Annotated in this window: 21 protein-coding genes; 8 read left to right on the top strand and 13 right to left on the bottom strand. The window is 72.1% G+C overall.

The annotated features are described in order from the left end of the window. Positions 1 to 64: 64 nt before the first annotated feature. From mmsB to AB0N82_RS06605, 5 genes are all read right to left on the bottom strand, one after another. Positions 65 to 1,342, bottom strand: a complete 1,278-nt coding sequence (gene mmsB / locus AB0N82_RS06585) for a multiple monosaccharide ABC transporter permease (RefSeq protein ID WP_315994672.1) — start codon at positions 1,340 to 1,342, stop codon at positions 65 to 67. After that, on the bottom strand, positions 1,329 to 2,855 hold the full coding sequence (mmsA, locus tag AB0N82_RS06590; RefSeq protein ID WP_315995257.1) for a multiple monosaccharide ABC transporter ATP-binding protein: 1,527 nt from the start codon (positions 2,853 to 2,855) through the stop codon (positions 1,329 to 1,331). The genes mmsB and mmsA overlap by 14 nt, the downstream gene beginning before the upstream one ends. A 156-nt stretch (positions 2,856 to 3,011) precedes the next feature. Further along, complete coding sequence (gene chvE / locus AB0N82_RS06595) at positions 3,012 to 4,115, bottom strand: multiple monosaccharide ABC transporter substrate-binding protein (RefSeq protein WP_315995258.1); 1,104 nt, start codon at positions 4,113 to 4,115, stop codon at positions 3,012 to 3,014. A 350-nt stretch (positions 4,116 to 4,465) separates the two neighbouring features. Continuing rightward, positions 4,466 to 5,491, bottom strand: a complete 1,026-nt coding sequence (locus tag AB0N82_RS06600; protein ID WP_363389597.1) for a LacI family DNA-binding transcriptional regulator — start codon at positions 5,489 to 5,491, stop codon at positions 4,466 to 4,468. 242 nt (positions 5,492 to 5,733) lie between these two features. Beyond that, the gene (locus AB0N82_RS06605; RefSeq protein WP_363389600.1) at positions 5,734 to 7,056 is read right to left on the bottom strand and encodes a M20/M25/M40 family metallo-hydrolase; all 1,323 of its coding nucleotides are present in this window, start codon (positions 7,054 to 7,056) and stop codon (positions 5,734 to 5,736) included. Positions 7,057 to 7,172: 116 nt separating this feature from the next. On the opposite strand from AB0N82_RS06605, the gene AB0N82_RS06610 reads away from it, so the two are divergent. Then, a complete protein-coding gene (locus AB0N82_RS06610; protein WP_363389603.1) occupies positions 7,173 to 8,156 on the top strand; it encodes a Gfo/Idh/MocA family oxidoreductase in 984 nt (327 codons plus the stop codon). 275 nt (positions 8,157 to 8,431) lie between these two features. Continuing rightward, positions 8,432 to 9,292 carry an NYN domain-containing protein gene (locus AB0N82_RS06615; RefSeq protein ID WP_315994676.1) on the top strand — a complete coding sequence of 287 codons (861 nt, stop codon included), beginning with the start codon at positions 8,432 to 8,434 and terminating at the stop codon, positions 9,290 to 9,292. A gap of 120 nt (positions 9,293 to 9,412) precedes the next feature. Here AB0N82_RS06615 and AB0N82_RS06620 read toward each other — a convergent pair whose 3' ends face one another. After that, positions 9,413 to 10,039, bottom strand: a complete 627-nt coding sequence (locus AB0N82_RS06620; RefSeq protein ID WP_363389606.1) for a hypothetical protein — start codon at positions 10,037 to 10,039, stop codon at positions 9,413 to 9,415. Positions 10,040 to 10,043: 4 nt separating this feature from the next. Next, complete coding sequence (locus tag AB0N82_RS06625; RefSeq protein ID WP_363391164.1) at positions 10,044 to 11,588, bottom strand: ATP-dependent DNA ligase; 1,545 nt, start codon at positions 11,586 to 11,588, stop codon at positions 10,044 to 10,046. Between the two features lie 185 nt (positions 11,589 to 11,773). On the opposite strand from AB0N82_RS06625, the gene AB0N82_RS06630 reads away from it, so the two are divergent. Next, positions 11,774 to 13,438, top strand: coding sequence for a RecQ family ATP-dependent DNA helicase (locus AB0N82_RS06630; protein ID WP_363389609.1), 1,665 nt, complete (start codon positions 11,774 to 11,776; stop codon positions 13,436 to 13,438). A 72-nt stretch (positions 13,439 to 13,510) separates the two neighbouring features. On the opposite strand, the gene AB0N82_RS06635 is transcribed toward AB0N82_RS06630, so the two are convergent. Then, positions 13,511 to 13,918: a hypothetical protein gene (locus tag AB0N82_RS06635; RefSeq protein WP_363389612.1), complete on the bottom strand. Its 408-nt coding sequence runs from the start codon at positions 13,916 to 13,918 to the stop codon at positions 13,511 to 13,513. 122 nt (positions 13,919 to 14,040) lie between these two features. On the opposite strand from AB0N82_RS06635, the gene AB0N82_RS06640 reads away from it, so the two are divergent. Continuing rightward, on the top strand, positions 14,041 to 14,532 hold the full coding sequence (locus AB0N82_RS06640) for an N-acetyltransferase (RefSeq protein ID WP_363389615.1): 492 nt from the start codon (positions 14,041 to 14,043) through the stop codon (positions 14,530 to 14,532). A gap of 82 nt (positions 14,533 to 14,614) precedes the next feature. On the opposite strand, the gene AB0N82_RS06645 is transcribed toward AB0N82_RS06640, so the two are convergent. From AB0N82_RS06645 to AB0N82_RS06660, 4 genes are all read right to left on the bottom strand, one after another. Next, positions 14,615 to 15,391, bottom strand: a complete 777-nt coding sequence (locus tag AB0N82_RS06645; protein ID WP_363389618.1) for an LLM class flavin-dependent oxidoreductase — start codon at positions 15,389 to 15,391, stop codon at positions 14,615 to 14,617. Beyond that, positions 15,388 to 16,269: an LLM class flavin-dependent oxidoreductase gene (locus tag AB0N82_RS06650; protein WP_363389621.1), complete on the bottom strand. Its 882-nt coding sequence runs from the start codon at positions 16,267 to 16,269 to the stop codon at positions 15,388 to 15,390. The genes AB0N82_RS06645 and AB0N82_RS06650 overlap by 4 nt, the downstream gene beginning before the upstream one ends. Before the next feature lie 105 nt (positions 16,270 to 16,374). Next, positions 16,375 to 18,900, bottom strand: coding sequence for an ATP-dependent Clp protease ATP-binding subunit (locus AB0N82_RS06655; protein ID WP_363389624.1), 2,526 nt, complete (start codon positions 18,898 to 18,900; stop codon positions 16,375 to 16,377). Between the two features lie 87 nt (positions 18,901 to 18,987). Continuing rightward, on the bottom strand, positions 18,988 to 19,818 hold the full coding sequence (locus AB0N82_RS06660) for a hypothetical protein (RefSeq protein WP_363389627.1): 831 nt from the start codon (positions 19,816 to 19,818) through the stop codon (positions 18,988 to 18,990). Positions 19,819 to 19,893: 75 nt separating this feature from the next. On the opposite strand from AB0N82_RS06660, the gene AB0N82_RS06665 reads away from it, so the two are divergent. The 4 genes from AB0N82_RS06665 to AB0N82_RS06680 all read left to right on the top strand — a co-directional run bounded on the left by AB0N82_RS06665 (position 19,894) and on the right by AB0N82_RS06680 (position 22,704). Next, the gene (locus AB0N82_RS06665; RefSeq protein ID WP_363389630.1) at positions 19,894 to 20,706 is read left to right on the top strand and encodes an EI24 domain-containing protein; all 813 of its coding nucleotides are present in this window, start codon (positions 19,894 to 19,896) and stop codon (positions 20,704 to 20,706) included. A gap of 24 nt (positions 20,707 to 20,730) precedes the next feature. Continuing rightward, a complete protein-coding gene (locus tag AB0N82_RS06670; RefSeq protein ID WP_298873232.1) occupies positions 20,731 to 20,880 on the top strand; it encodes a hypothetical protein in 150 nt (49 codons plus the stop codon). Positions 20,881 to 20,935: 55 nt separating this feature from the next. Beyond that, the gene (locus AB0N82_RS06675; protein ID WP_363389634.1) at positions 20,936 to 22,039 is read left to right on the top strand and encodes a methyltransferase; all 1,104 of its coding nucleotides are present in this window, start codon (positions 20,936 to 20,938) and stop codon (positions 22,037 to 22,039) included. Positions 22,040 to 22,158: 119 nt separating this feature from the next. After that, a complete protein-coding gene (locus AB0N82_RS06680; RefSeq protein ID WP_363389637.1) occupies positions 22,159 to 22,704 on the top strand; it encodes a hypothetical protein in 546 nt (181 codons plus the stop codon). 28 nt (positions 22,705 to 22,732) lie between these two features. Here the strand turns inward: AB0N82_RS06680 and AB0N82_RS06685 are convergent, their stop codons facing one another. Next, the gene (locus AB0N82_RS06685) at positions 22,733 to 23,197 is read right to left on the bottom strand and encodes a DUF3817 domain-containing protein (RefSeq protein ID WP_363389640.1); all 465 of its coding nucleotides are present in this window, start codon (positions 23,195 to 23,197) and stop codon (positions 22,733 to 22,735) included. Between the last annotated feature and the right edge of the window lie 227 nt (positions 23,198 to 23,424).

Below are 23,424 nucleotides of genomic sequence, written 5' to 3' on the forward strand. Positions count from 1 at the left end.
ATCCTCCCCCACGCGACAACGCCCCGCCGCACGAGGCGACGGGGCGTTGCAGGGAGAGCGGGACTCAACCGCGGGTGCGGTTCTTGTTCCACACGTCGAAGGCCACGGCCAGCAGCAGCACGAGACCCTTGATGAACTGCTGCACGTCGGTCGAGATGCCCATGAGCGACATGCCGTTGTTCAGCACACCCATGACCAGACCACCGGCGATCGCGCCGACGACGCGGCCGACGCCACCCTGCACGGCGGCACCACCGATGAAGGATGCCGCGATGGCGTCCAGCTCGAAGAGGTTTCCGGCGCCGGGGCCGGCCGAGTTCAGGCGGCCCGTGAAGACGATGCCGGCGAGGGCCGCGAGCACTCCCATGTTCACGAAGAGCAGGAAGTCGACGCGACGGGTGTTGATGCCCGACAGCTTGGCCGCGGTGCGGTTGCCGCCGATCGCGTAGATGTGGCGACCGAAGACGCTGCGGCTCATGACGGTCGAGTACCCGATGATGAGCAGCGCCAGCACGACGAGCACGATGGGCGTGCCGCGCGATCCGGGCGCGACACCCAGCAGGTAGGTGAGGTACGCGATGAGGGCGCCGCCACCGATGACCTTCACCAGGAACGCCGCGGTGGGCTCGTTCTGCAGCTCGAGGGCTGCGCGCTTGGCGCGCTGACGCACCTGCGACGCGACGAAGAGCACGAGGGTGAGCACGCCCAGGGCGACGGTGATCCACTCGGCCGGCGAGCTGGTCGCCGGGAAGAGGTCGGGGAACAGGTAGCCGCCGCCGAGCTGGCGGTACTCGGTCGGGAAGGGCGTGATCTGCGTGTTGCCGAGCGTCATCTGCGTGAGGCCGCGGAACAGGAGCATGCCCGCCAGGGTCACGATGAAGGCCGGGATGCCGATGTAGGCCACCCAGAAGCCCTGCCACATGCCGACCACCGCGCCCAGCACGAGGGAGAGCAGGATGCCGAGCCACCAGGGCAGGCCCCACTGCACGATGAGCACGCCCGAGACGGCGCCGACGAAGGCCGCGACCGATCCGACCGAGAGGTCGATGTGGCCGGCGATGATGATCATCACCATGCCGATCGCGAGGATCAGGATGTAGCTGTTCTGGACGATGATGTTCGACACGTTGCCCGCGGTGAGCAGGCGCCCGCCGGTGAGGGCCTGGAACAGCAGCACGATGACGATCAGCGCGATGAAGATGCCGATCTCGCGCAGGCGCGAGGTGAAGAACTGCACGATGCCGCCGGCACCGCTGCCACTGCCGTTACCGGCGCCACCGCCGACGGGGCCCTTCGGCGTTGAGGGACCCTGCGGGGTCACCGTGTTGTCAAGCGCTGACATGGTCGGCTTCCTTTTCCTTCGTCATGAGCACCATGAGGGCCTCCGGTGTGGCCTCTTCGATGGGCAGCTGGCCGGTGATGTGGCCTTCGCTGAGGGTGTAGATACGGTCACAGATGCCGAGGAGCTCGGGCAGCTCCGAGGAGATGACGAGCACCCCCTTGCCCTGCGCCGCGAGGGAGTTGATGATCGTGTAGATCTCGTACTTGGCACCGACGTCGATGCCACGGGTGGGCTCGTCGAGGATGAGCACCTCGGGGTCGGAGAACAGCCACTGCGACAGCACGACCTTCTGCTGGTTGCCGCCGGAGAGCTTGCCCACGACCACGTCGACGCTGGGCGCCTTGATGTTCATCGACTTGCGGTAGCGGTTGGCGACCAGGTACTCCTCGTCGCCGTCGACCCAGCCGCCCTTCACGAGCTTGCGCATCCCGGCGAGCGAGATGTTGCGCTTGATCGTGTCGATGAGGTTGAGCCCGGCGCCCTTGCGATCCTCGGTCACGTAAGCCAGACCGCTGCGGATCGCCGCGGGGACGGTCGAGGTGTCGGCCTTCTGCCCGCGGATGTAGACGCTGCCGGAGATCCGCGAGCCGAAGCTCTTGCCGAAGACGCTCATCGCGAGCTCCGTGCGACCGGCGCCCATGAGACCCGCGATGCCGACGACCTCGCCGGCGCGCACGTTCAGGTTCGCCTGGTGGATGACGGTACGGGTGGCATCCGTGGGGTGGCTGACGTTCCAGTCCTCGATGCGCAGGACCTCCTCGCCGATCTCCACGTCGCGGTCGGGGTACCGGTTCTCCAGCTCACGGCCGACCATGCCGCGGATGATGCGGTCTTCGCTGGTGCCGCCGGTCGCGACGTCGAGCGTCTCGATCGTGCGGCCGTCGCGGATGATGGTCACCTCGTCGGCGATCGCGCGGATCTCGTTGAGCTTGTGGCTGATGATGATGCAGGTGATGCCCTGGCCGCGGAGGTGGCGGATCAGATCGAGCAGGTGCTCGGAATCGTCGTCGTTCAGGGCCGCGGTCGGCTCGTCGAGGATGAGGAGCTTGACGTCCTTCGACAGCGCCTTGGCGATCTCGACGAGCTGCTGCTTGCCGACGCCGATCTCGTTCACCGGCACGTCGGGGCTGTCGCCGAGTCCCACGCGCGCGAGGAGCTTCGAGGCCTCGCGGTTGGTGGCATCCCAGTCGATGAGACCACGGTGGGTGATCTCGTTGCCGAGGAAGATGTTCTCGGCGATCGAGAGGTAGGGGCTCAGCGCGAGCTCCTGGTGGATGATGACGATGCCGGCCGCTTCGCTGTCGCGGATGTCCTTGAACTCCACGGTCTGGCCGTCGAAGACGATCTCCCCGCGGTAGTCGCCCGCGGGATACACACCGCTGAGCACCTTCATGAGGGTCGACTTGCCGGCGCCGTTCTCGCCGCAGATGGCGTGGACGGTCCCGCGCTCGACGGTCAGCGACACGTCGGCGAGCGCGATGACGCCGGGGAACTCCTTGGTGATCGAGCGCATCTCGAGGATGGTGCTCACGAGGTCCTCCTTGCAGAACCGGCTCGTGGCCGGTCGGGATGGTGGGGCGGGCGCCGGAGGCGGACCCGCGGGAGCCTCCGCCGCGACCCGATGGGGCCGCGGCGGAGGCGGGGTGGGAGACCGGGGTCCCCCGGGGGATCAGCCCAGGTCGGACTCGGAGTAGTAGCCGCTGTCGACCAGGATCTCCTTGTAGTTGTCCTTCGTGACGATCGTCGACTCGAGCAGGTACGACGGGACGACCTTCTCGCCGTTGTCGTAGGTCTCGGTGTCGTTGACCTCGGGCTCGGTGCCCTTGCGGATGTCGTCGACCATGGTCACGGCCTGCTTGGCGAGCTCGCGCGTGTCCTTGAAGATCGTCGAGTACTGCTCACCCGCGATGATCGACTTGATCGAGCCGACCTCTGCGTCCTGACCCGTGATGACGGGCAGGTCGGAGGCCGAGTAGCCGCCCGAGGTGAGGGCCGAGATGATGCCGATCGACAGGCCGTCGTAGGGCGAGAGCACGCCGTTGAGCTTGGTGCCGCCGATGACGGTGAGGATGTTCTCCATGCGCTTCTGCGCCGTCTCGGGCAGCCAGCGGAGGATGGCCGCCTGGCCGAACTCGGTCTGGCCGGAGGGGACGACGAGCGTGCCCTTGTCCAGGTACGGCTGCAGGGTGTCGATGGCACCCTTCCAGAAGAACGTGGCGTTGTTGTCGTCGGGGCTACCGGCGAACAGCTCGACGTTGAAGGGACCGGCGGCGCCCGTCTCCTTGCCCGAGGCGTCGAGGACGCCCAGGCCCGTGAGGAGCGAGGTGGCCTGCTGCACGCCGACCTTGTAGTTGTCGAACGTCGTGTAGTAGTCGACGTTCTCGGTGCCGTTGATGAGGCGGTCGTACGCGATGACGGGGATGTTCGCGTCCTTGGCCTGCTGCAGCACGTCGGTCAGCGTGGTGCCGTCGATCGAGGCGATGATCAGGGCCTTGGCGCCCGTGGTGATCATGTTCTCGATCTGCGAGACCTGCGTGGGGATGTCGTCGTTGGCGTACTGCAGGTCGACCTGGTAGCCGAGCTCCTCGAGCTGCGACTTGACGTTGTTGCCGTCGGCGATCCACCGCTCCGACTGCTGCGTGGGCATGGCGACGCCGATGGTTCCGCCGGCCTCCTGCGAGTCGCCGCTGCCGGCGCCGGTGCGGTCTCCCGCGCAACCGGCGAGGCCGATGCCGAGCGCGAGGACGCCCGCTCCCGCGACCGCCTTGAGCATGCTGTGCTTCTTCACTCTGGTTCCCTCCGTTGGGTATGTGGCGCGGTCTCTCCCCATGGAGCCCACCGCTTCAGCGAGCGACGCACCGGCCGGGCGCAGAGGTCGGCGGGGCGAAACGAAGCCGTTCGGCGAGGCGGTGACCCGCATCGTTCGAAACCTCTTCGTCTCGACGGATCCGCTCCGCAGCGAGTCCCGTCGGCCTGTGCGACCGGTCATGTGACCGTTCACATCGTGTGTGTGATGCTACCCCGCCGCCGGAGGAAGCTGTCAAGTCCCGGTGCGCTCACCGACCAGCCGTTGCCGAAACGTGACGATTCGAGGCCAAGGCGGCACGCGCGACGCGGGCGCGGTCAGCGGGAAGGCGGTGCGGTGGAGGAGCGCACGATGAGGCGCAGCTGGGCGGGGTCCGACGACGAGTCCTCCTCCGTCGCCTCGCCCAGGGCGGCGAGGAGGTCGGTCATCGCGCGGGTCCCGATCCCGACGAAGTCCTGCCGGACGGTCGTCAGCGGGGGCCAGAGGTGAGCGGATTCGGGCACGTCGTCGAACCCGACGACCGAGATGTCCTCGGGGACGGAGCGACCTATGGCCCGAACGGCATGCATGAACCCGAGCGCCATATGGTCGTTGCCCGCGAACACCGCGGTGGCGTCCTCGGTGCGCAAGAGCTCCAGCCCGGCCTCGAAACCGAACTGCGCGGTCCAGTCGCCCAGCACCGGCGGACGGGGCGAGAGGTCGTTGGCATCCATCTCGGCGAGGTAGCCGCGCATGCGGTGATCGGCCTCGACCCAATCGCGGGGTCCGGCGATGTGCAGGATGCGGGTGTGCCCCAGCTCGATGAGGTGGCGCACGGCGGCGCGGGCACCGGCCGTCTGATCGTTGTGGGATGTCGCGGTGCCGGTGGACGCGACGATCTGCACCGGAACCGGGAGCTTCAGCTCGTCGAGGATCGGGACCACCCGTGTCTGCGGCGCGACGGCGATCAGCCCCTCGATCGACTGCTGCATGAGGTGGTCGATGGAGGACCGCACGTCGTCGGGGGCACTGGTGGCGAGGTTGGTGATCGTGAGCCGATAGCCCGCAGCGCGGGCGGCCGACTCGATCGCCTGGACCATCGAGGCGACGCCGTGCGTGGGCGTGCGCGGGCCCAGCACGCCGATGAGCTTCGAGCGGCTGGTCGCCAGCGCGCGGGCCGCCTGGTTCGGCACGAACTTCAGCTCGGCGATGGCGGAACGCACCTTGGCGGCGGTCTCGGGCCGCAGCGCGGAACTGTTGTTGATGACCCGCGAGACGGTCTGGTACGACACCCCGGCGAGCCGCGCGACATCGCGGATGCTCGGGGCGCGCCCCGTGGTCTCCGGGATGTCGGTGTCGCTCATCAGCCGCCTCATTGCGGGTCGCGCGCGTTGCGTGACCGGTCACACGAGAATAGCCGACGCGGCGCGATTCCCTGTTCCCGGCCCGTTCTCCCCGCTCCGACCACTCGCCGCAGACTTCCCGTCGCCGACGAAACCGCCGCCGGCTGCCGCCCCGATGTCAGCCGGATGCCGTCTCGCGCGGGCCGCGGCGCGGGGCGACCCGCTTCGCGACACCCCGCTCACGCGGGCCGGCACGAGTGCGCTCAGGAACGCAGCAGGGCGCCGTAGAACCGAATGCCGCGCAGCCACACGTCGACACGGATGCGCTCGTCGGGCGCGTGCAGGGCGTCGCGCTCGGAGCGGGTGAGGTGGAACGGGGCGAAGCGGTACACGGCATCCGTCAGTCCCGTGTAGAAGCGGCTGTCGCTCGCCCCCAGCTGCAGGTACGGCAGGGGGACGACGTCGTCGCCGAGGGTCTCGGTCACGGTCCGAGACAGCCGCCGCCACGCCTCACCCCGCCAGGGCGAGACCGGCGACGGATCGTCTCCGTGGCGCAGCTCGATGTCGACGAGGGGGTCGCGCACCGCGCGCCGCAGATGGATCGCCGCGTCCGCGAGCGTGTCGCCGGTGAGCAGCCGCACGTTGACGCTCGCCCGCGCGGTGGTGGCCAGCACGTTCTCGCCCGGCGATCCCTCCAAGCGGGTGACCACGGCGGTCGTGCGCACGAGGGCGTTGGTCTCGGGACCGAGCGCCGACAGCACGACGGTGAGCACGGGTGCCGCCAGCCGCGGGCGTCGGAACACCGAGGCCAACGGCTCCGCGACGTGGGCGGCGGCGGTGGCGAGCATCGCGTGCACGGGAGGGGCGAGACGCCGAGGGAACGGGTGGCGCCGCAGTCGGTCGATCGCCCGCGCCAGCCGCGCCGTGGCCGGCATCGGCGGCGGCGTCGACGCGTGTCCGCCCGCCTCGCGGGTGACGAGGTCGAAGGTGGCGACCCCGCGCTCGGCGACCCCGATCATCGCCGTCGGCGCCGCGACCCCGGGAACCGCGCCGTCGACGACCGCTCCGCCCTCGTCGAGCACCAGCGCCGGTCGCACGCCCCGCTCCGCGAGGAGCCGCGCCATCGCACGGGCCCCGGTCCCGCGTGTCTCCTCGTCGTGGCCGAACGCGAGCCAGACGTCGGCCCGCGGTACGACGCCCTCGGCGAGCGCCTCCTCGACCGCTTCGAAGACGGCGACGAGCGCCCCCTTGTCGTCGATCGCGCCGCGGGCGTGGATCGTGGCATCCGGCCCCTCGCCTTCGATATCGGCGGCGAAGGGGTCGTGGCGCCAGGATTGCCCCTCGATCGGGACGACGTCCTGGTGCGCGAGGAGCAGCAGCGGCGCCTCGGTCGAGGCGCCCGGCCAGCGGTACAGCAACGAATGACCGGCGACGACCTCGCGCTCGAGGTGCGCATGCGTGAGGGGGTAGAGGCGCTCGAGCGCGTCGCGGAAGAGCACGAACGCGTCGTCGTCGACCTCGGCCGGATCGGCTCGGGAGACCGTGGGGATGGACAGCAGCTCACGGAAGCGCTCGACGGGCGTCATGCGACGAGCCTAGGGGCCGTCCCGCCGCGCGTGCGGGGCCGCCCGCGTCGCCGGCGGAGGTGCGCGCGGCGTCCTGTCGGCGCCCGTGCGGCCCGGGCACGGATACGGTGGAGCGCATGACCGGACTGCACTGGGGCATCCTCGCAACGGGCGGCATCGCGCACGCCTTCACCTCCGACCTGCGCACCGCGGGCCTCGACGTCACCGCCGTCGGCTCGCGGAGCCTCGACAGCGCGCGGGAATTCGCCGCGGCGTACGACATCGCGCACGCGCACGGCTCGTACGACGACCTCGTGGCCGACCCCGACGTCGACATCGTCTACATCGCCACCCCGCACCCCTCGCACGTCGAGAACGCGCTGCTCGCCCTCGACCACGGCAAGCACGTGCTGGTCGAGAAGCCGTTCACCCTGAACGAGGCGGAGGCCGCAGCCATCCGCGAGAAGGCGGCCGAGAAGGGCCTGCTGGCGATGGAGGCGATGTGGACGCGCTACCTGCCGCACATGGTGCGCATCCGCGAGATCATCGCCGCCGGAACGCTCGGTGAGATCCGCGTCGTCGCCGCCGACCACACGCAGAAGATCTCGACCGACCCCGCGCACCGCCTCAACGACCTCGCCCTCGGCGGCGGCGCCCTGCTCGACCTCGGCATCTACCCGATCTCGTTCGCCGTCGACGTGCTGGGCCTGCCCGAGAAGGTGTCGGCACTCGCACGGATCTCGGATGCCGGCAGCGACGCCGAGGTGGCGACCATGTTCGTGCACGAGGGTGGCGCCCTGTCGACCACGGTGTCGTCATCGCGCGCGGCGGGCGCCGACACGGCGCAGGTCGTCGGGACCGAGGCCCGCATCGAGATCGACCGCGTCTGGTACACGCCCACCTCGTTCCGGGTGATCACCTCCGACGGCACGGTCACAGAGGAGTTCACCAGCGAGATCGAGGGGCGCGGCATGCAGTTCCAGGCTCTCGCGGCGGAGCGCCTCGTCGCCGACGGCGCGATCTCGAGCGATGTGCTGGGGATCGACGAGACCGTCGCGATCATGGGCGTGCTCGACGAGGTGCGTCGTCAGATCGGCGTGGTGTATCCCGGCGAGCGCTGAGCGCGCCGCCCGTCACCCGCCCCGTCCGACCCCGTGGTCGGGCGGGGCGTCGCGTTTCGAGCAAAGAAGCGGGGCCGCACGGGCGGTGGTTGCGCGCCGGGCGGACCGGGATTCGGCCGCGGCGCATCGGGTGCGGACCGGGCCCCGGACCGGCGGCATCCGGGACGCCTCCTCGGCGCGATGACCGCACGCAGCGCGTGACGGACCACGGCGGGACGGATGCCGGATCGCACCGCGGCTACCCGGGAGGGGTCGCGACCGGTCAGACTGGAGGCATGCCCGACACCCAGACCGCCCGCGTCGCCGTCTACCTCGACTTCGACAACATCGTGATGTCGTGGTACGACCGCGTGCACGGGCGCAACGCGTATTCGCGCGACCGGCAGAAGATCGCCGAGAACCCCATGGACCCCGAGATCGCGGAACGCCTCACCAAGGCGACCATCGACGTGGGCGCCGTGATCGACTACGCGGCCTCGTTCGGCACGCTCGTGCTCACGCGCGCGTACGCCGACTGGTCGGCTCCGGTGAACGCCGAGTACCGCTCGCAGCTGGTGGCGCGCGCCGTCGACCTCGTGCAGCTCTTCCCCGCGGCGGCGTACGCGAAGAACGGCGCCGACATCCGGCTCGCGGTGGATGCCGTGGAAGACATGTTCCGCCTCCCCGACCTGACGCACGTCGTGATCGTCGCCGGCGACAGCGATTACGTCCCGCTCGCTCAGCGCGTCAAGCGCCTCGGTCGCTACGTCGTGGGCGTGGGGGTGGCGGGGTCGACGGCGAAGTCGCTCGCCGCGGCCTGCGACCGCTTCGACGCATACGACTCGCTGCCCGGCATCCCGAATCTCGCCGAGACGAAGAAGGATGCCGCGCCCTCGCGGCCCCGCGCCCGCAAGCGCTCGAAGGACCCGGCGGTCGACCTGCTCGACCGCGCCATGCAGCTGGAGGCCGAACGCGCCGACGGCGAGTGGCTGCACGCCTCGGCGGTCAAGGACCTCATGAAGCGCCTCGACCCGTCGTTCAGCGAGAAGGCGCTCGGGTTCCGCAGCTTCTCGGACTTCCTCAAGGCCCAGACCGACCACGTCGAGGTCGACGAGGAGTCGAACGTCGTGCAGGTGCGCGCGGTCGCCAGAAGCTGAGGCGCGCGGGCGGCTCCGCAGCCCCCCCTGGTCGAGTGTCCAGAACACCCGGACGCCGAAGGAAATCGTCCGGGTGTCGTGGACACTCGATGGTGGCGGAGGGCGCGCGGGAGCGGCGTGTCAGCGGCGCTCGGTGCCGGGCGCGACGTGCGCGAGCACGCGCTCCCAGACCGACGTCAGCGTGACGTGTCCGTTGATCGAGCCGATCTCGTCGGCGGGGATGACCTCCATCTCGGCGACGCGCATGCGCTCGACGTACCACTGCGCGTCGGCGGGGTGCGCGGGCCCCTCGCCACCCACGATCACGAGCGCCTCGGCATCCAGGTGGTCGAGGAGAGGGGTGCGCAGGTCGCGACTGAGGGGGTCGACGGGACTCTCGACGCCCACGATCGCGAGACGGTCCACGACCGGGCCCATGGCGGCGGCCAGATAGATCGCGATCGGCCCCGCCGATCGTTCGCCGACCAGCCCCACCGTCGCGCCGGGGGCCTCGCGGTCGAGCAGCGCCCGGAGCGCCTCGACGGTGAGACCGGCGGGCGTCTGGCCGCCGAAGACCGGCGGGTCCTCGAGCTCCGGAGCATCGAGGCCGACCGCCACGACGCGCACGTCGAAGGCCGAGGTCACGCGGGCATCGGGATCGGTCGTGGCGACGTCTCCGGTGCGCAGCACGACGACCACGCGCGGAGCACCGGGGGTGCCGAAGCTGCGGTAGCCGAGTTCGCCGTCGAGCCAGGGGGCCAGACTCATCGCGTCATCCTTCCGTCGCCGCACCGCCGCCGGGCAGCAGCGCGCGCAGGGTGTCGATCGTGTCGGCCTCGGCCGCGGGCTTGTCGGAGCGGTACTGCTTCACCCGGGCGAAGCGCAGGGCCACTCCCCCGGGATAGCGGACCGACCGCTGCACGCCGTCGATCGCGATCTCGACGACGGTGTCGGCGACGACACGGATGCCGCCGGGCACCTCGCCCGTCTCGCGTTCGGCGAAGTGCGCCGTCTGCCAGGTCAGCAGTTCGTCGGTGAGGCCCTTGAACGTCTTGCCGACCATGACGAAACCGCCCGGTTCGCCGAAGACCCCCTCGGGATCGCGGGCACCGAGGTGGAGGTTGGAGTACCAGCCCGACCGGCGACCCGAGCCGCGCTCGACGCCGAGCACGACGAGGTCGAACGTGTGCACCGGCTTGACCTTGAGCCAGCTCTTGCCGCGGCGGCCCGCAGTGTAGGCCGCGTCGAGCCCCTTGATCATGACGCCCTCGTGACCCGCCGCAAGGGCGTCGCGCGCGAAGGCCTCTGCGGCGTCGGAGTCGTCGGTGACGACGGCCGGGATGCGCCAGGCCGCCGCCACCCGCTCGAGCGCGTCGAGGCGCGCTCCGAGGGGTTCGTCGACGAGATCGCGCCCGTCGAGATGCAGGATGTCGAAGAACCACGGTCGCAGGGCGATCTCGCGCGCGGCCTCGGCGCCGAATCGCGCCATGGTGTCTTGGAAGGGACGCGGGGCACCGTCGTCGTCGAGTGACAACGTCTCGCCGTCGAGGATCACCGCCTCGACGGGTAGACCCCTCACGACCTCCACGATCTCGGGGACGCGGTGGGTGACGTCGGCGAGGGTGCGGGTGTACACGTGCACCTCGTCGCCCTGGCGGTGCACCTGCACGCGCGCGCCGTCGAGCTTGTACTCCACCGAGGCGCGCCCCGCGACGGCCAGCGCCTCCGCGACGGAGGTCGCGGTCGAGGCGAGCATGGGCTGCACGCCGCGGCCGACGACGAGTCCCACGGCATCCAGCTCGGCGTCCGAGCCCGTGAGGGCGACGAGCGCGGTGCCGCCGAGGTCGCCCGAGAGCATCGCCGCGCGTCGCACGGCGGCACCGTCGCGATCGGAGGCCCGGGCGACGGCATCCAGAAGCACGCCTTCGAGGGCACCCGTGCGCAATTCGCCCGTCATCACCCGCACGAGCAGGTGCCACTCGGCGGCCGTGGCGCGACCGGCCACCTCGTCGAGCAGTGCGGTGCGCTGCGCGGCCGATCCGCTGCCGCCGAGGGCCACGAGTCGGTCGAAGGCCGCGTCGACGTCGGTGACGGTCAGCGACGGGGTGTCGGCGTGCTCTCCCCCGCGGCTGGACAGCGTCTTCCACCCGACGCCGAGTCGCCCCTGGCGCGGGGAGGCGGTGAGGATCCCCACCGCGGGGACGATCTCGTCGGGCGCGAGCCCGCGCAGCAGTTGCGCGAGGGCGTCGACCTTCGCCAGACGCGAGCGCGTGCCGGTCACCGCCGCGAGCGCCGTCTCGATGTCGCCGAAGAGCATGTCGGCATCCTGGCATCCCCCTCCGACATCGCCGCGCCGCTTGCGTCGGCGCTCGGCGCGTGCCACCTCGCCGGACGGTGCGCCTCGCGCGTCGCGCACCACACGTCGGCCCCGCCCGCAACCCCCGAGCCGTTGCGGAACGCCTGAGGTGTGCTGGAGGACCTCCCCCCAGGAATGAGGCCTTCGTGAATGCTCCCGCCACCCTCGAACAGTCCGCCCGCACCGCCCGTGAGGTCTTCGGGTGGGACGACCTGCTCCCGGGGCAGGCCGAGGCGATCGACGCGGTGGTCAGCGGACGCGACACCCTCGTCGTCTTCCCCACCGGCGCCGGCAAGTCGGCGGTGTACCAGATCGCGGGGTGCGAACTCGGCGGCGTGACGGTGGTCATCTCGCCCCTCCTCGCCCTGCAGCGCGACCAGATCGACTCGATCGACCGCGCTCCCGACGCCCCCGCCGCCGTCGCGCTGAACTCCCGCACGAGCGCGAGCGCGAAGCGCGCCGCGTGGGCCGCCATCGAGGGCGACGATGCGGTGTACGCCTTCCTCGCCCCCGAGCAGCTGGCCAACAGCGAGGTGTTCGACCGTCTCGCGCGCGCCGACGTGCGGCTCGTGGTGATCGACGAGGCGCACTGCGTCTCGGCCTGGGGCCACGATTTCCGGCCCGACTACGCGCGCATCGGCGATGCCGTCGAAGCGCTGGGCCATCCCCCGGTGCTGGCGCTCACCGCCACGGCATCCGCCCCCGTCCGAGACGACATCGTCTCGAGCCTCGGCATGCGCGACCCGCACCTCGAGGTGCGCGGGATGGACCGCCCCGAGATCCACATGGCCGTCCGCCGACACGAGCACGACGACGACAAGCGTCGTGCCGTGATCGCGGATGTGCAGGATGCCGACGGTCCGACGCTCGTGTACGTGGCGACGCGCAAGGAGACCGACGCCTACGCCGACGAGCTCGCCGACCTCGGGCTGCGCGCGGCGCCGTATCACGGGGCCATGGCGCAGAAGCGACGCGACGAGGTGCACGCCGCGTGGAGCGCGGGCGACCTCGACGTCGTCGTGGCCACCTCCGCCTTCGGCATGGGCGTCGACAAGTCCGACGTGCGCCTGGTCGTGCACGCCGACGTGACGGAGTCGCTGGACTCGTACGCCCAGGAGATCGGCCGCGCGGCGCGCGACGGCCGCCCCGCCCGCGCGATCCTGCACTACCGCGCCGAGGACTTCTCGCTGCGGTCGTTCTTCGCCGGTGGGCACAGTAAGCGCGCCGATGTCGCCGGGGTCTGGGACGAGCTGCGGCGGGCGGAGAAGCCGATGCGCCCGAAGGACATCGCCGCGTCGTCGGGGCGCTCAGTCCGCGCCATCGGGCGCGTGCTCAATCAGCTGGTCGCGTGCGAGCTCGCCGAGTCGGGTCCCGACGGCGTCTCCGCGCGCACGAAGGCGTCGGCGGGCGATGCGGTGGCCGCGGTCCGCGATCGCGACGAGGCCGAGGAGCGCATCCGCGCCTCACGCATCGAGATCATGCGCGGCTACGCCGAGACCTCGCACTGCCGCCGTCGAGCCCTGCTGGAGTACTTCGGTGTCGAGACCCCGACCCACTGCGGGTCGTGCGACCGCTGCGACGCGGACGCCACCGCTCCGGCCCCGGTCGAGACGACGGCCCCGGATGCCGCGGCGGCCGACGCGGACGGCATCCGCATCGATTCCGTCGTCCAACACGGCGAGTTCGGCACCGGGACGGTGATGGGCGTCGAGGAGGACCGCCTCACGGTGTTCTTCCCCGAGCACGGGTACAAGGTGCTGGCGCGCGCGGCGTTCGAGACCGGCGTGCTGGAGCTGGGCGAAGCGGCCTGAGGCGCGGGGCTCGCGCTCGCGCGAGGTTGCAGGTGCGGGGGCGGTACGCGCGAAGCGGCCTGAGGCGCGGGGTCAGTGCTCGCGCGTCGCCCACCACGCCCACGCCACGAGCGGCGGCTGCAGGAACAGGCGGAGGAAACGCGACCGGTCGGTGTTCAGGCCCGGGGCCGAGCGGCCCGTGCGCCACTGGTGCACGTTGCCCGGGAACACCGCGACGAAGAACGCGGCGATCGCCGCCCCGACACGCCGCCGCTCCGCCGGAAGGGCGATCAGCGCGACCCCGAGCACCATCTCCACGGCGCCGGATGCCACGACGATGGCGTCCTTGTCGGTGTGCAGCAGTCGCGTCGCCCATCCCGGGACGACGATGCGGTAGCCACGACGCCCCCACGTGAGGTGGCCCGCGCCCGCCGCCACCAGCAAGAGGGCCAACGCGCCGCGCGAGACCGATCGGAGCGTGGGGCGTCGTCGTCGTGGCATCCGGTCAGTCTGCCACCGTGCTCGACGCGCGGGGCCGATCGTGGGATTTCGGTCCGGGGAAGCGGCGGCGCCGACCCGCGTGCCCGGAGGCGTCCGACGCCCGCGTCTCCTAAGCTCTCGCCATGACGCCGGCGGAGACGACCATCACCATCCGTCCGGCCCGCCCCGAGGATGCCGAGGGCATCGCGTTCGTGCACGCGACCTCGTGGCGCGAGACGTACGGGCGGTTCGTCGACGATCCGGAGACGAACCCGTGGTTCGCCGTCGAGCCGCGGATCGGCATGTGGCGGTCGAACCTCGCCGATGACGTCCTCTCGACGGTGGTGGCCGTCGCCGGGGAACGCATCGTCGGGTTCGCGTCCGTGCAACCGACCCCGGATCCCGACGCCGCGCGACCGGAAGAGCTGACCATGATCTACGTCCTCAACGCCGCCCACGGGACGGGAGCGGGGCAGAGCCTTCTCGATGCCGTCCTGGGCGAACGACCCGCCTCGCTGTGGGTGGCCGCCGACAATCCCCGCGCCCGTGCGTTCTACCGCCGGAACGGCTTCGTCGCGGACGGGGCGCAGTCCTCGTTCGGCCCGATGAAGGAGACCGTCCGGTTGGTGCGCTGAGGCGGACGACGCGGCGCGGCGGCGCAGCACGAGCCCCGCGTCCCGGACCCGACCCGGCGCGGGCGCGCGCGGGTCGCGCCTCTCAGCCCGGGTTCGGCGCCGTCCGTCGCGCGAAGTCGACGTAGGCGGCCACGGTGTCGTCCGGCACGATCGCGCGGAGCACGACCTCGTCGGCGGCGGCGGCGTAGGCGTCGAGGGCGTCGGCGAGCTCGGTGACGTCGCGGATCGTCGTGTCGATGGCATCCACCCCCATCCGCTCGAAATTCGCGGCGTAATTCGGGAACGACGCGTAGCGCGCCGTCTCGGCCTCGAGGCGCTCGCGCGCCGCGGGGACGATGGCGGTGCGCACGTAGACCGCCACGTGCGTCTCGGGCGCGATGTCATGCAGGGCGGCTGCCTGGTCGGCGGCCTCGGTCGGCGGTACCCAGTTCAGCAGCACGCCGTCGGCGCGCTCGGCGGCGAGGCGGCGCATCTTCGGGCCCAGTGCCCCGACCAGAACGCGCGGCAGACCGGCGGCGTGCAGCTCGTCGGCAGCCGCGCGTACGCGGGCGAGGGCGCCCTCACGCGCCATGCCCGAGCCGATGCCGATCGTCACGCGATCGGACGGGAGCGACAGGGATGCCGCGTCGGCGGCGATCGCGGACGCGGGGCGACGATCCACCGGCACGACGCCCGTCGCCAGCCGGAGGCGTTCGGTCACGCGCGCGGCCGCGGCGAGCGCCGCGAGGGCGTCACCGTCGGGGGTGTCGTTGACCCACAGGGTGTGGAACCCGGCCTTCTCGACCTCGGGGGCGATCTCGGCGATCGCGTCGGGACCGAGCGACCCGGCGACGCCGAGCGAGACGACGCCCCGGGTCATGACACGCCCCCGGCGTCGGGGACCGCGACCGCGACCTGACCCACCGCCGAGAAGAACGCGCGGAGGTCGACATCGTCGGTGGGCAGCAGCACCACGTCGTCGACGCCCGCCGCCTGGAACCGGGCGACCCCCTCGGCGACCTCGGACACGGATCCCGCGAGCACCCGGTCGGCGGCGTCGGGGCGGTCGGCGAGCACGGCCGTCGCGCGATCGTGGGCGTCGGGTCCGAAAGCCGTGAGCACGTACGCCACGACATCGGCCCGACCCGCGCGGCCGGCCGCACGACGCGCGGTCTGCACGGTCTCGACGGCGGCGGCGATCTCGGCGACGGTGTGCCGGCTGTCGAGCACCACGCCGTCGGCCACCTCTCCCGCGAGGGCGAGCGTCTTCGGCCCCTCCGCCGCGGCGTAGACGAGAGGAGCGGCCGCCGGCGGCCAGTCGAGCGCGACGTCGCGGAGTGTCACGTAGCGCCCTTCGGCGTTCACCGTCTCACCCGCCAGCAGGGCGCGCAGGGCCGGGAGCTGTTCCCGCATGAGCGTCAGCGGAGACGCGGCCTTGGCGCCGACCTGGCGCATCCAGTCCTGCACGCCGTGCCCGAAGCCCGGAAGGAGCCGCTGCGGGAACATGCGCTCGATCGTGGCCACCTCCATCGCGGAGGCGGCGACGTTGCGCAGCGGGAGCGGCGCGATGCCCACGCCGACGCGGAGGTGGTCGGTCACGGCGAGGGCCGCGGCCGCAGCCGCCCAGGCGGACGAGCGGAAGCAGTCCTCCCACAGCCACAGCTCCTCGACGCCGGCATCCTCCGCCGCGCGTGCGGCGTCGCGCAACTCTTCGGGCGGGTGGGGGTACGGGCTGAAGATCGTGCCGATACGACTCATGCGTCTACTCTGCCGCGAACCTCCGACATCCGGGCAGGGGTGGCGCCCGCGGACGACGCGACGCCCCCGGCGCCGAAGCACCGGGGGCGTCGAAGAAACCGCGCGTCAGGCGGCGACGGCCGACACGACGGGCATTACCACGAACGCCGAATCCGTGGCATCCACCGTCACCGTCCCGCCGTCGCTCAGAGCGCCGGAGACGAACAGGTCGGCGATGCGATCGTCGACCTCGCGCTGGATGACGCGGCGCAGCGGCCGGGCGCCGTACTCGGGCTCGTACCCGACCTCGGCGAGGCGGTCGATCGCCGCATCCGTCACCTCGAGAGTCACCTCGCGGCCCGCGAGCCGGCGCGAGGTGGCGCCCAGCAGCAGCCGCACGATCTCGCGCAGCTGCGCCTTCTCGAGCTTGCGGAACAGCACGATGTCGTCGATGCGGTTGAGGAACTCCGGCCGCATCGCCTCGCGGAGCTTGCCCATCACGCGGTCGCGCAGGTCGTCGTCGGCGAAGTCGCGACCCGTGGTGGTGAAGCCGATGGCCCCCGAGCGGGATGCCAGCACTTCGGCGCCCAGGTTCGAGGTCATCACGATCACGGTGTTGCGGAAGTCGACCGTCCGCCCCTGACCGTCGGTCAGTCGACCGTCGTCGAGCACCTGCAGCAGCAGGGTGAACACGTCGGGGTGGGCCTTCTCGATCTCGTCGAACAGCACGACCGCATAGGGGTTGCGGCGCACGCGCTCGGTGAGCTGACCGGCCTCGTCGTAGCCGACGTATCCCGGAGGGGCACCGATCAGACGCGACACGGTGTGACGCTCGCCGAACTCGCTCATGTCGAAGCGGATGACGGAACTGTCGTCGTCGAAGAGGGAGCCGGCGAGCGCTTTCGCAAGCTCGGTCTTGCCGACGCCGGTGGGTCCGAGGAAGAGGAACGATCCGACGGGCCGGTTCTCGTCCCCCATGCCGGTGCGGTTGCGGCGCACGGCCTTGGCGACAGCGGCGACCGCGTCGTCCTGCCCGATGACGCGGGCGTGCAGCTCCGTCTCGAGCTCGGCGAGGCGTCCGCGCTCGGTGGCGGTGAGACGGGCGACCGGGATGCCGGTGGCCCGGCTGATGACCGCGGCGATCTCGGGTTCGTCCACCACCGCGGCGCCGCGCGGGGCGGTCGTCGCATCGTCGAGCCGGCTCTGCACGGCGGCGATCTCGTCGCGCAGGCGCGAGGCCTCCTCGTAGTGCTCGGCGGACACGGCGGCGTTCTTGTCGGCCTCGAGGGTGGCCAGCCGTTCGAGGAGCGCCGAGGTGTCGACCGAGACGCCCAGGCGCAGGCGCAGCCGGGCTCCGGCCTGATCGATCAGGTCGATCGCCTTGTCGGGCAGCACGCGGTCGGGCAGGTAGCGGTCGCTGAGTTCCACCGCGGCGCGCAGCGCGTCGTCGGTGTAGGCGATGGCGTGGTGCTGCTCGTAGGCGGCGCGCAGGCCGCGCAGGATCTCCACGGCATCCGTGATCGAGGGCTCCCCCACGCGCACGGGCTGCAGGCGCCGCTCGAGGGCGGGGTCCTTCTCGATCGTGCGGTACTCGCGCAGGGTGGTCGCCCCGATCAGGTGCACGTCGCCGCGAGCGAGCCGGGGCTTGAGGATGTTGCCGGCATCCATCGATCCGTCGCCGCTGCCGCCCGCGCCGACGAGGGTGTGCACCTCGTCGATGAAGACGACGAGCTTGTCGGATGCCGAGATCTCGTCCATCGTCTGGGTGAGGCGCTCCTCGAAATCGCCGCGGTAGCGGGCACCCGCGAGCATCGCGGCCAGATCGAGCGAGACCACGCGGGTGTCGCGCAGCTGCTCGGGCACCTCGTCCGCGACGATCGCACGGGCGAGTCCCTCGACGACCGCGGTCTTGCCCACGCCGGCCTCGCCGATGAGCACGGGGTTGTTCTTCGTGCGACGACTGAGGATCTCGATGGTCTGCTCGATCTCGTCGGTGCGGCCGATCACGGGGTCGAGTTCGCCCGCCGCGGCGCGCGCGGTGAGATCGGTGCCGAAGCGGTCGAGGTTCGGGGTCGTGGATGCCGCCTCGGTCGGGGCATCGCTCTGCTCCCCGCCCACGACGGTCTCGCGCACGCCCTGGGTCAGGGCTTCGGCGGTGACGCCGGCCTGCGCGAGGATCTGCCCGGCCGGGGCGTCCTGCGCGAGTACGAGAGCGAAGAAGAGGTGGTCGGGGTCGACGTAGGTCGAGCCCGCGGCGCGGGCGACCTGGAAGGCGTGGAAGAGGGCGCGCTGCACGGAACCCGCGACGACCGCTCCGTCGACGTGCGCCGGGGCGCCCGCGGCGGGCAGGCGGCTCTCGGCGGCACGCGCGATCGCGGCCGGGTCGGCGCCGAGTCGGGCCACGGCGTCCTTCGCGGGCGAGCGCCCCACGAGCACGTGCAGCACGTGCAGGGCGTCGAGTTCACGCTGCCCGCGGCCGAGGGCGAAGCGACCGGCCTCCTGGAGCGCGTCCTGCGTCCGCGCGCTCAGGAACCGGCTGAGGTCGATCGAACGCTCGGCGCGTGCCTGCTCGCCCGCGAGGTAGCGCGCGAGGAACTCGTCGAACGACTGGGCGCCGTCTTCCCCGGCGCCGGGGGTGAAGTCTTCGGGCAATTCCGTCTCCTGTGATACGTGAGTGCGGTTGGCTCAAGTCTGCAACTTGAGCACCGTCGTATCAACTTCAACGCGTCACCCGCGCGGCTATTCCCGGGTAGCCGCGATCGACGGGTCGACCTCGTCCCAGAGCTCCACCGTCTGCACGATCCAGAACACCGCGAACAGGGCCAGCGCCACCGACTCCCCCACCAGCACCACCGGGATGCCGCGCTGCTCCACCCCCGCGAGAACCGCGACGATCAGCAGCACCAGAGTGGCCCCGATGGCCCCCGCCACCGTCGCGTACGCCACGCGCAGGCGGCTCCGCCTCACCCGCGCGGGCCGGGGGCGCCACGCGGCGAGGCCCGCCACGACGGCGATGAGCACGAAGAACGCGACGGCGGCGGCCTCGTGCGCGCGCGCGAGGAAGGCCTCGGGCGCCACCCGGGCCCAGACGCCGCCGCCGAGCACGATCGCCGTGATCACCGCGGCCGTCGTCACCACCCCGCGACTCAGCGTGCCCTGCACCCGCGCGAGCACGATCGCGACCCCGACCCCCAGGAGAACCACGGATGCCACCGCTCCCGCGTTGTTCGCGACCGTCGCGCGCACCTCGGGCGGGATGCATCGCACGTCGACACCGCAGGAGACCGAGGTCGGCACGAACGCGATGACGAGGGCGAGCACGGCCGCGACGTCGAGCAGCCCCTGTTCCACACTGCGCCCCGACAGGGCGAGCAGCGCCAGCGCGATGGCGCTGAGAGCGCCCACGAAGACGGGACCGGCGGGCGTGTAGTACGCCGCACTCACCGAGGGGAGCACGCCCCTGCCGACCAGTTCGATCCCGACGCCGACGGCGAGGAACACCGTGGCCCCCACGATCGCGAGCCGCACGTACCGGTACGTGCGCTGGGTCGACGTCGTGCGGATGCGCATACCCGCATCCTGGCAGGAGCCGCCGACACGACCGGTCGCCCGGCGGGTGTCGGCGGCGTCTGGAAGACTTCCCGCATGCGCGAATTCCTCGCCGGAGCAGGTCTCCTCGCTCGTGGGCTCGGCCAATGGCGTCGCACGCCGGGCGCGATGGCGCTCGGACTCATCCCCGGGACGCTCGTGGGCCTCGTCTTCGGCGGCGCCCTCGTGGCCTGGGGTCTGGTCCTGCCCGGTCTCGTCGACGATTGGACGCCCTTCGCCGACGGCTGGGCGCCCTTCTGGGCGGGGGCGCTGCGCACCGCGATCAGGGTCGCGTCGTTCGGCGCGGCCCTGCTGCTGGCCGTCGTGTCGTTCACCGCCGTCACCCTCGCCGTCGGCGAGCCGTTCTACGACCGCATCTGGCGCGCCACCGAACGCAGCGCCACGGGCGAGGTCCCCGAGGCCGAGTACGGCTTCTGGCGAGCCGTCGGCGACAGCGCACTGCTCATCCTCCGCGGCATCCCGGCCGCTCTCCTCGCCTGGCTGCTGGGCCTGATCCCCTTCGTCGGCGGGGTCGCGGGGTTCGTCGCCGGCGTGCTGCTCACCGGCTGGCTCCTCGCCGACGAGCTCACCTCCCGCGCCCTCTCGGCGCGGGGCCTCGACCGGCGCGCGCGTCGCGCGATCATCCGCGCGCATCGCGCCCGCGCCCTCGGATTCGGGGTCGCCACCCAGCTCTGCTTCCTCGTGCCGTTCGGCGCGGTGGCCGTCATGCCCGCGGCCGTCGCCGGCAGCACCCTCTGGGCGCACGCCGCCCTCGGGTCCGCCGCGTCGCCCCCTCAGACGAGGGAGGCCGACAGGGCCGCGACGCAACCCGCGCCGGCCGCGGACCGTTCCTCCGACGCGGCACGATAGCCTGGAGCGACCGAAGGGATCTTCATGTTCATCGTCTCGCTCATCCTGTTCGTCGGCGGCATGCTGCTGACGGGACTGTCGTTCTCGCTCGCGGCCCCCGCGCTGTTCTTCGCCCTCGGCATCCTGCTGGTCACGGCGTCTCTGGCCCTGCCCTTCCACTTCGGCACGCGGTAAGTCCTCCGCTCGGCGTCCGCGTGAGCGGCGCCGAGCCGCCGGGTACCGTTGCACGGTGCCCTTCTCGTTCGACGCCCTCCGTCGCCGCCCCGATCTCGAGGGTCCCGACCTCGTCGCCGTCGACGCCGCCGATCGCCTGATCCTCGACGAGTCGGCCGTCGCCCGCGCAGACCTCCCCGACGGCGCCCTCGTCGTCATCGGCGACACGCACGGCGCGCTCACCCTGGCCTCCGCCGACGCGGGGGCGCGCGGCATCCGCGTGCATCAGGACGAGCTGCTCGGCGAACGGGCGCTGGCCGCGAACGCTTTCGACGCCGGGCTCGACGAGGCCTTCACCTCGCTCCCGCTCGATGCCGACCTGCTGCGCGGTGCGCGCGTCGTGCTGATGCGCCTTCCCCGCTCGCTGCGGGCCCTGGCCGATGCGGCCGGGCTCATCGCCCTGCACGCGCACCCTGAGGTGCAGGTGTTCGCGGGCGGGCGCATCAAGCACATGACGCTCGCGATGAACGAGGTGCTCCGCGAGCACTTCGACCGCGTCGACGTCTCGCACGCGCGGCAGAAGTCGCGCGTGCTCCTCGCCCGCGGACCGCGCGGCGGCGCGACCCCGGTCCCCGACGAGGCGGAGGTCGACGGCATCCGGATCCGCGCCTTCGGCGGCGCCTTCGCGGGCGCCTCGATCGACATCGGCACCCGCCTGCTCCTCGCCCACCTGCCTGCCCCGCGCGGCGACGAGGCGATCGACCTCGCGTGCGGCACGGGGGTCGTGGCGGCGGCGCTGGCCGTGCGCACCCCCTCGCTGCACGTCGTCGCGTGCGATCAGTCCGCGGTCGCCGTCGCCTCGGCCCGGGCCACCGCGGCGGCCAACGGCGTCGCCGACCGCGTGCGCGTCGACCGCGACGACGTACTGGGGGCGAGACCGGATGCCAGCAGCTCCTTCATCGCGCTCAATCCCCCGTTCCACGCGGGTGCGGCCCTCGCCGACGGTCTCGCTCCGCGCATGTTCGCCGACGCCGCGCGCGTGCTGCGGCCGGGCGGCGAGCTGTGGACCGTGTGGAACTCCGCCCTGCAGTATCGACCCGCCCTCGAGCGCCTCGTCGGCCCGACCCGCCAGGTCGCCCGCGACCGCAAGTTCACCGTGACGGTGTCGACGAAGCGGTGACCGACCGAGGGGACGCGACGGCGGGACATGCCGTGTCCCCGTCGCGCAGGCAAGCCGTCGCATCGGCACGCGCTTGGGCGTAGATTCGGGGACGCTCGACGAGGAGGGAGGACAGCACCATGCGCGTGCCCGCCATCGCCACCTCTCTCGTCGTCCTCTCGGCACTGCTCTCCGGCCCCGCGCCCGCCCTGGCCGACACGCGCGCCGACCCGCTGGATGCGACGGTGTCGACACCGGCGCTCGCCGACTGCTCGAGCATCACGGCGACGGGACGCGAGTACGCCCGCCTGCACGGCATCGCCCTGTGCGGGGCCGATTCCGCTCCGGCATCCGCGCCCCTGCGCACAGAGCAGGTCGGCGGCGAGGAATGCGGGTCGGCGACGCTGGTCATGACCAGCCGCGGCGGCGGCGTCGCCACGGTCGAGTGGCGCGTCGAGTCGACGACCGGGCCGGTGCTCGGGGTCGAGCTCGACGTGTCGACCGCGGGCCGCTCGGGCGACACGATGCGGCGGTTCATCGATGACGCCGCCAGTCAGCGCGTGCGCCGGAGCACGGTGGCGTTCCTGGGCGTGGGGCGGGCGGTGGCGACCGTCTCGGGCACCGTCACCACCTTCCTGGCGACGTGCCGCATCGCGCCCGCGAGCGTGCGCATCCACGTGCGGTGACGCCCGCGCACCACCGCCGCGCGGGCGGTCAGCCCTTGCCGCCCGGCGGACCCGCGATCAGCAGCACGACGAACACCAGCGCGACGACCACGACCAGCACGAGGCCCAGAATCGCGGGTCGGCGCAGGAAGAAGCGCAACAGGCGGTCGAGCGGGCGACGATCGCGCGGATCCGACGTCTCGTCGAGTCGCCAGGCACCCTGCAGGCGTCCCGTGCGGTGCAGCCAGATCTCCGTCGGCACGGTGGCGTACGGGATGACGGCGCTCACGACCGCGATCGCGGCCGGGCCGAAGCCCCACCGCTGATTCAACGCCACCAGCACGGCCGTGGCGCCGTAGGCGAGGAACACGAAGCCGTGGATGCCGCCGCCGATCGACACCGCGATCGGCAGGTCGGCCGTGGCCCGCAGGATGAGGCCGGCGATGAGCAACGTCCACGAGACCGCCTCGGCGATCGCGAGGGTGCGGAGCAGGGTCAGGGGCGTGCGGAACACGTCTCTCCTCGATCGGTCGGGGCTTCCCACCCTACGGAAGGGCTCGACGTGTCACCCGGGCACCCTTCGACGTCGAGACGTCCCGCCGCCCGTCACTCGATCGGCTGGTCGTCGCCGTCCAGGCTCGGGTCGGAACGCTCCCCCTCGGCGGCCGTGGTGGTGTCGGGCTCGGGCCCGGGGTCGATCGGGGGCTTCTCGCGGTCGGCATCCATGCCCCCACCTCACCA

The organism is Microbacterium sp. NPDC089186, from assembly GCF_040685115.1.
GTDB classification, from domain to species: domain Bacteria; phylum Actinomycetota; class Actinomycetes; order Actinomycetales; family Microbacteriaceae; genus Microbacterium; species Microbacterium galbum.

What these genes read in the sequence shown, in the direction of transcription:
- mmsB (WP_315994672.1), bottom strand. Translation starts at nt 1,342, where the DNA reads ATGTCAGCGCTTGACAACACGGTGACCCCGCAGGGTCCCTCAACGCCG.
- mmsA (WP_315995257.1), bottom strand. Translation starts at nt 2,855, where the DNA reads ATGCGCTCGATCACCAAGGAGTTCCCCGGCGTCATCGCGCTCGCCGAC.
- chvE (WP_315995258.1), bottom strand. Translation starts at nt 4,115, where the DNA reads ATGCTCAAGGCGGTCGCGGGAGCGGGCGTCCTCGCGCTCGGCATCGGC.
- AB0N82_RS06600 (WP_363389597.1), bottom strand. Translation starts at nt 5,491, where the DNA reads ATGAGCGACACCGACATCCCGGAGACCACGGGGCGCGCCCCGAGCATC.
- AB0N82_RS06605 (WP_363389600.1), bottom strand. Translation starts at nt 7,056, where the DNA reads ATGACGCCCGTCGAGCGCTTCCGTGAGCTGCTGTCCATCCCCACGGTC.
- AB0N82_RS06610 (WP_363389603.1), top strand. Translation starts at nt 7,173, where the DNA reads ATGACCGGACTGCACTGGGGCATCCTCGCAACGGGCGGCATCGCGCAC.
- AB0N82_RS06615 (WP_315994676.1), top strand. Translation starts at nt 8,432, where the DNA reads ATGCCCGACACCCAGACCGCCCGCGTCGCCGTCTACCTCGACTTCGAC.
- AB0N82_RS06620 (WP_363389606.1), bottom strand. Translation starts at nt 10,039, where the DNA reads ATGAGTCTGGCCCCCTGGCTCGACGGCGAACTCGGCTACCGCAGCTTC.
- AB0N82_RS06625 (WP_363391164.1), bottom strand. Translation starts at nt 11,588, where the DNA reads ATGCTCTTCGGCGACATCGAGACGGCGCTCGCGGCGGTGACCGGCACG.
- AB0N82_RS06635 (WP_363389612.1), bottom strand. Translation starts at nt 13,918, where the DNA reads ATGCCACGACGACGACGCCCCACGCTCCGATCGGTCTCGCGCGGCGCG.
- AB0N82_RS06640 (WP_363389615.1), top strand. Translation starts at nt 14,041, where the DNA reads ATGACGCCGGCGGAGACGACCATCACCATCCGTCCGGCCCGCCCCGAG.
- AB0N82_RS06645 (WP_363389618.1), bottom strand. Translation starts at nt 15,391, where the DNA reads ATGACCCGGGGCGTCGTCTCGCTCGGCGTCGCCGGGTCGCTCGGTCCC.
- AB0N82_RS06650 (WP_363389621.1), bottom strand. Translation starts at nt 16,269, where the DNA reads ATGAGTCGTATCGGCACGATCTTCAGCCCGTACCCCCACCCGCCCGAA.
- AB0N82_RS06660 (WP_363389627.1), bottom strand. Translation starts at nt 19,818, where the DNA reads ATGCGCATCCGCACGACGTCGACCCAGCGCACGTACCGGTACGTGCGG.
- AB0N82_RS06665 (WP_363389630.1), top strand. Translation starts at nt 19,894, where the DNA reads ATGCGCGAATTCCTCGCCGGAGCAGGTCTCCTCGCTCGTGGGCTCGGC.
- AB0N82_RS06670 (WP_298873232.1), top strand. Translation starts at nt 20,731, where the DNA reads ATGTTCATCGTCTCGCTCATCCTGTTCGTCGGCGGCATGCTGCTGACG.
- AB0N82_RS06680 (WP_363389637.1), top strand. Translation starts at nt 22,159, where the DNA reads ATGCGCGTGCCCGCCATCGCCACCTCTCTCGTCGTCCTCTCGGCACTG.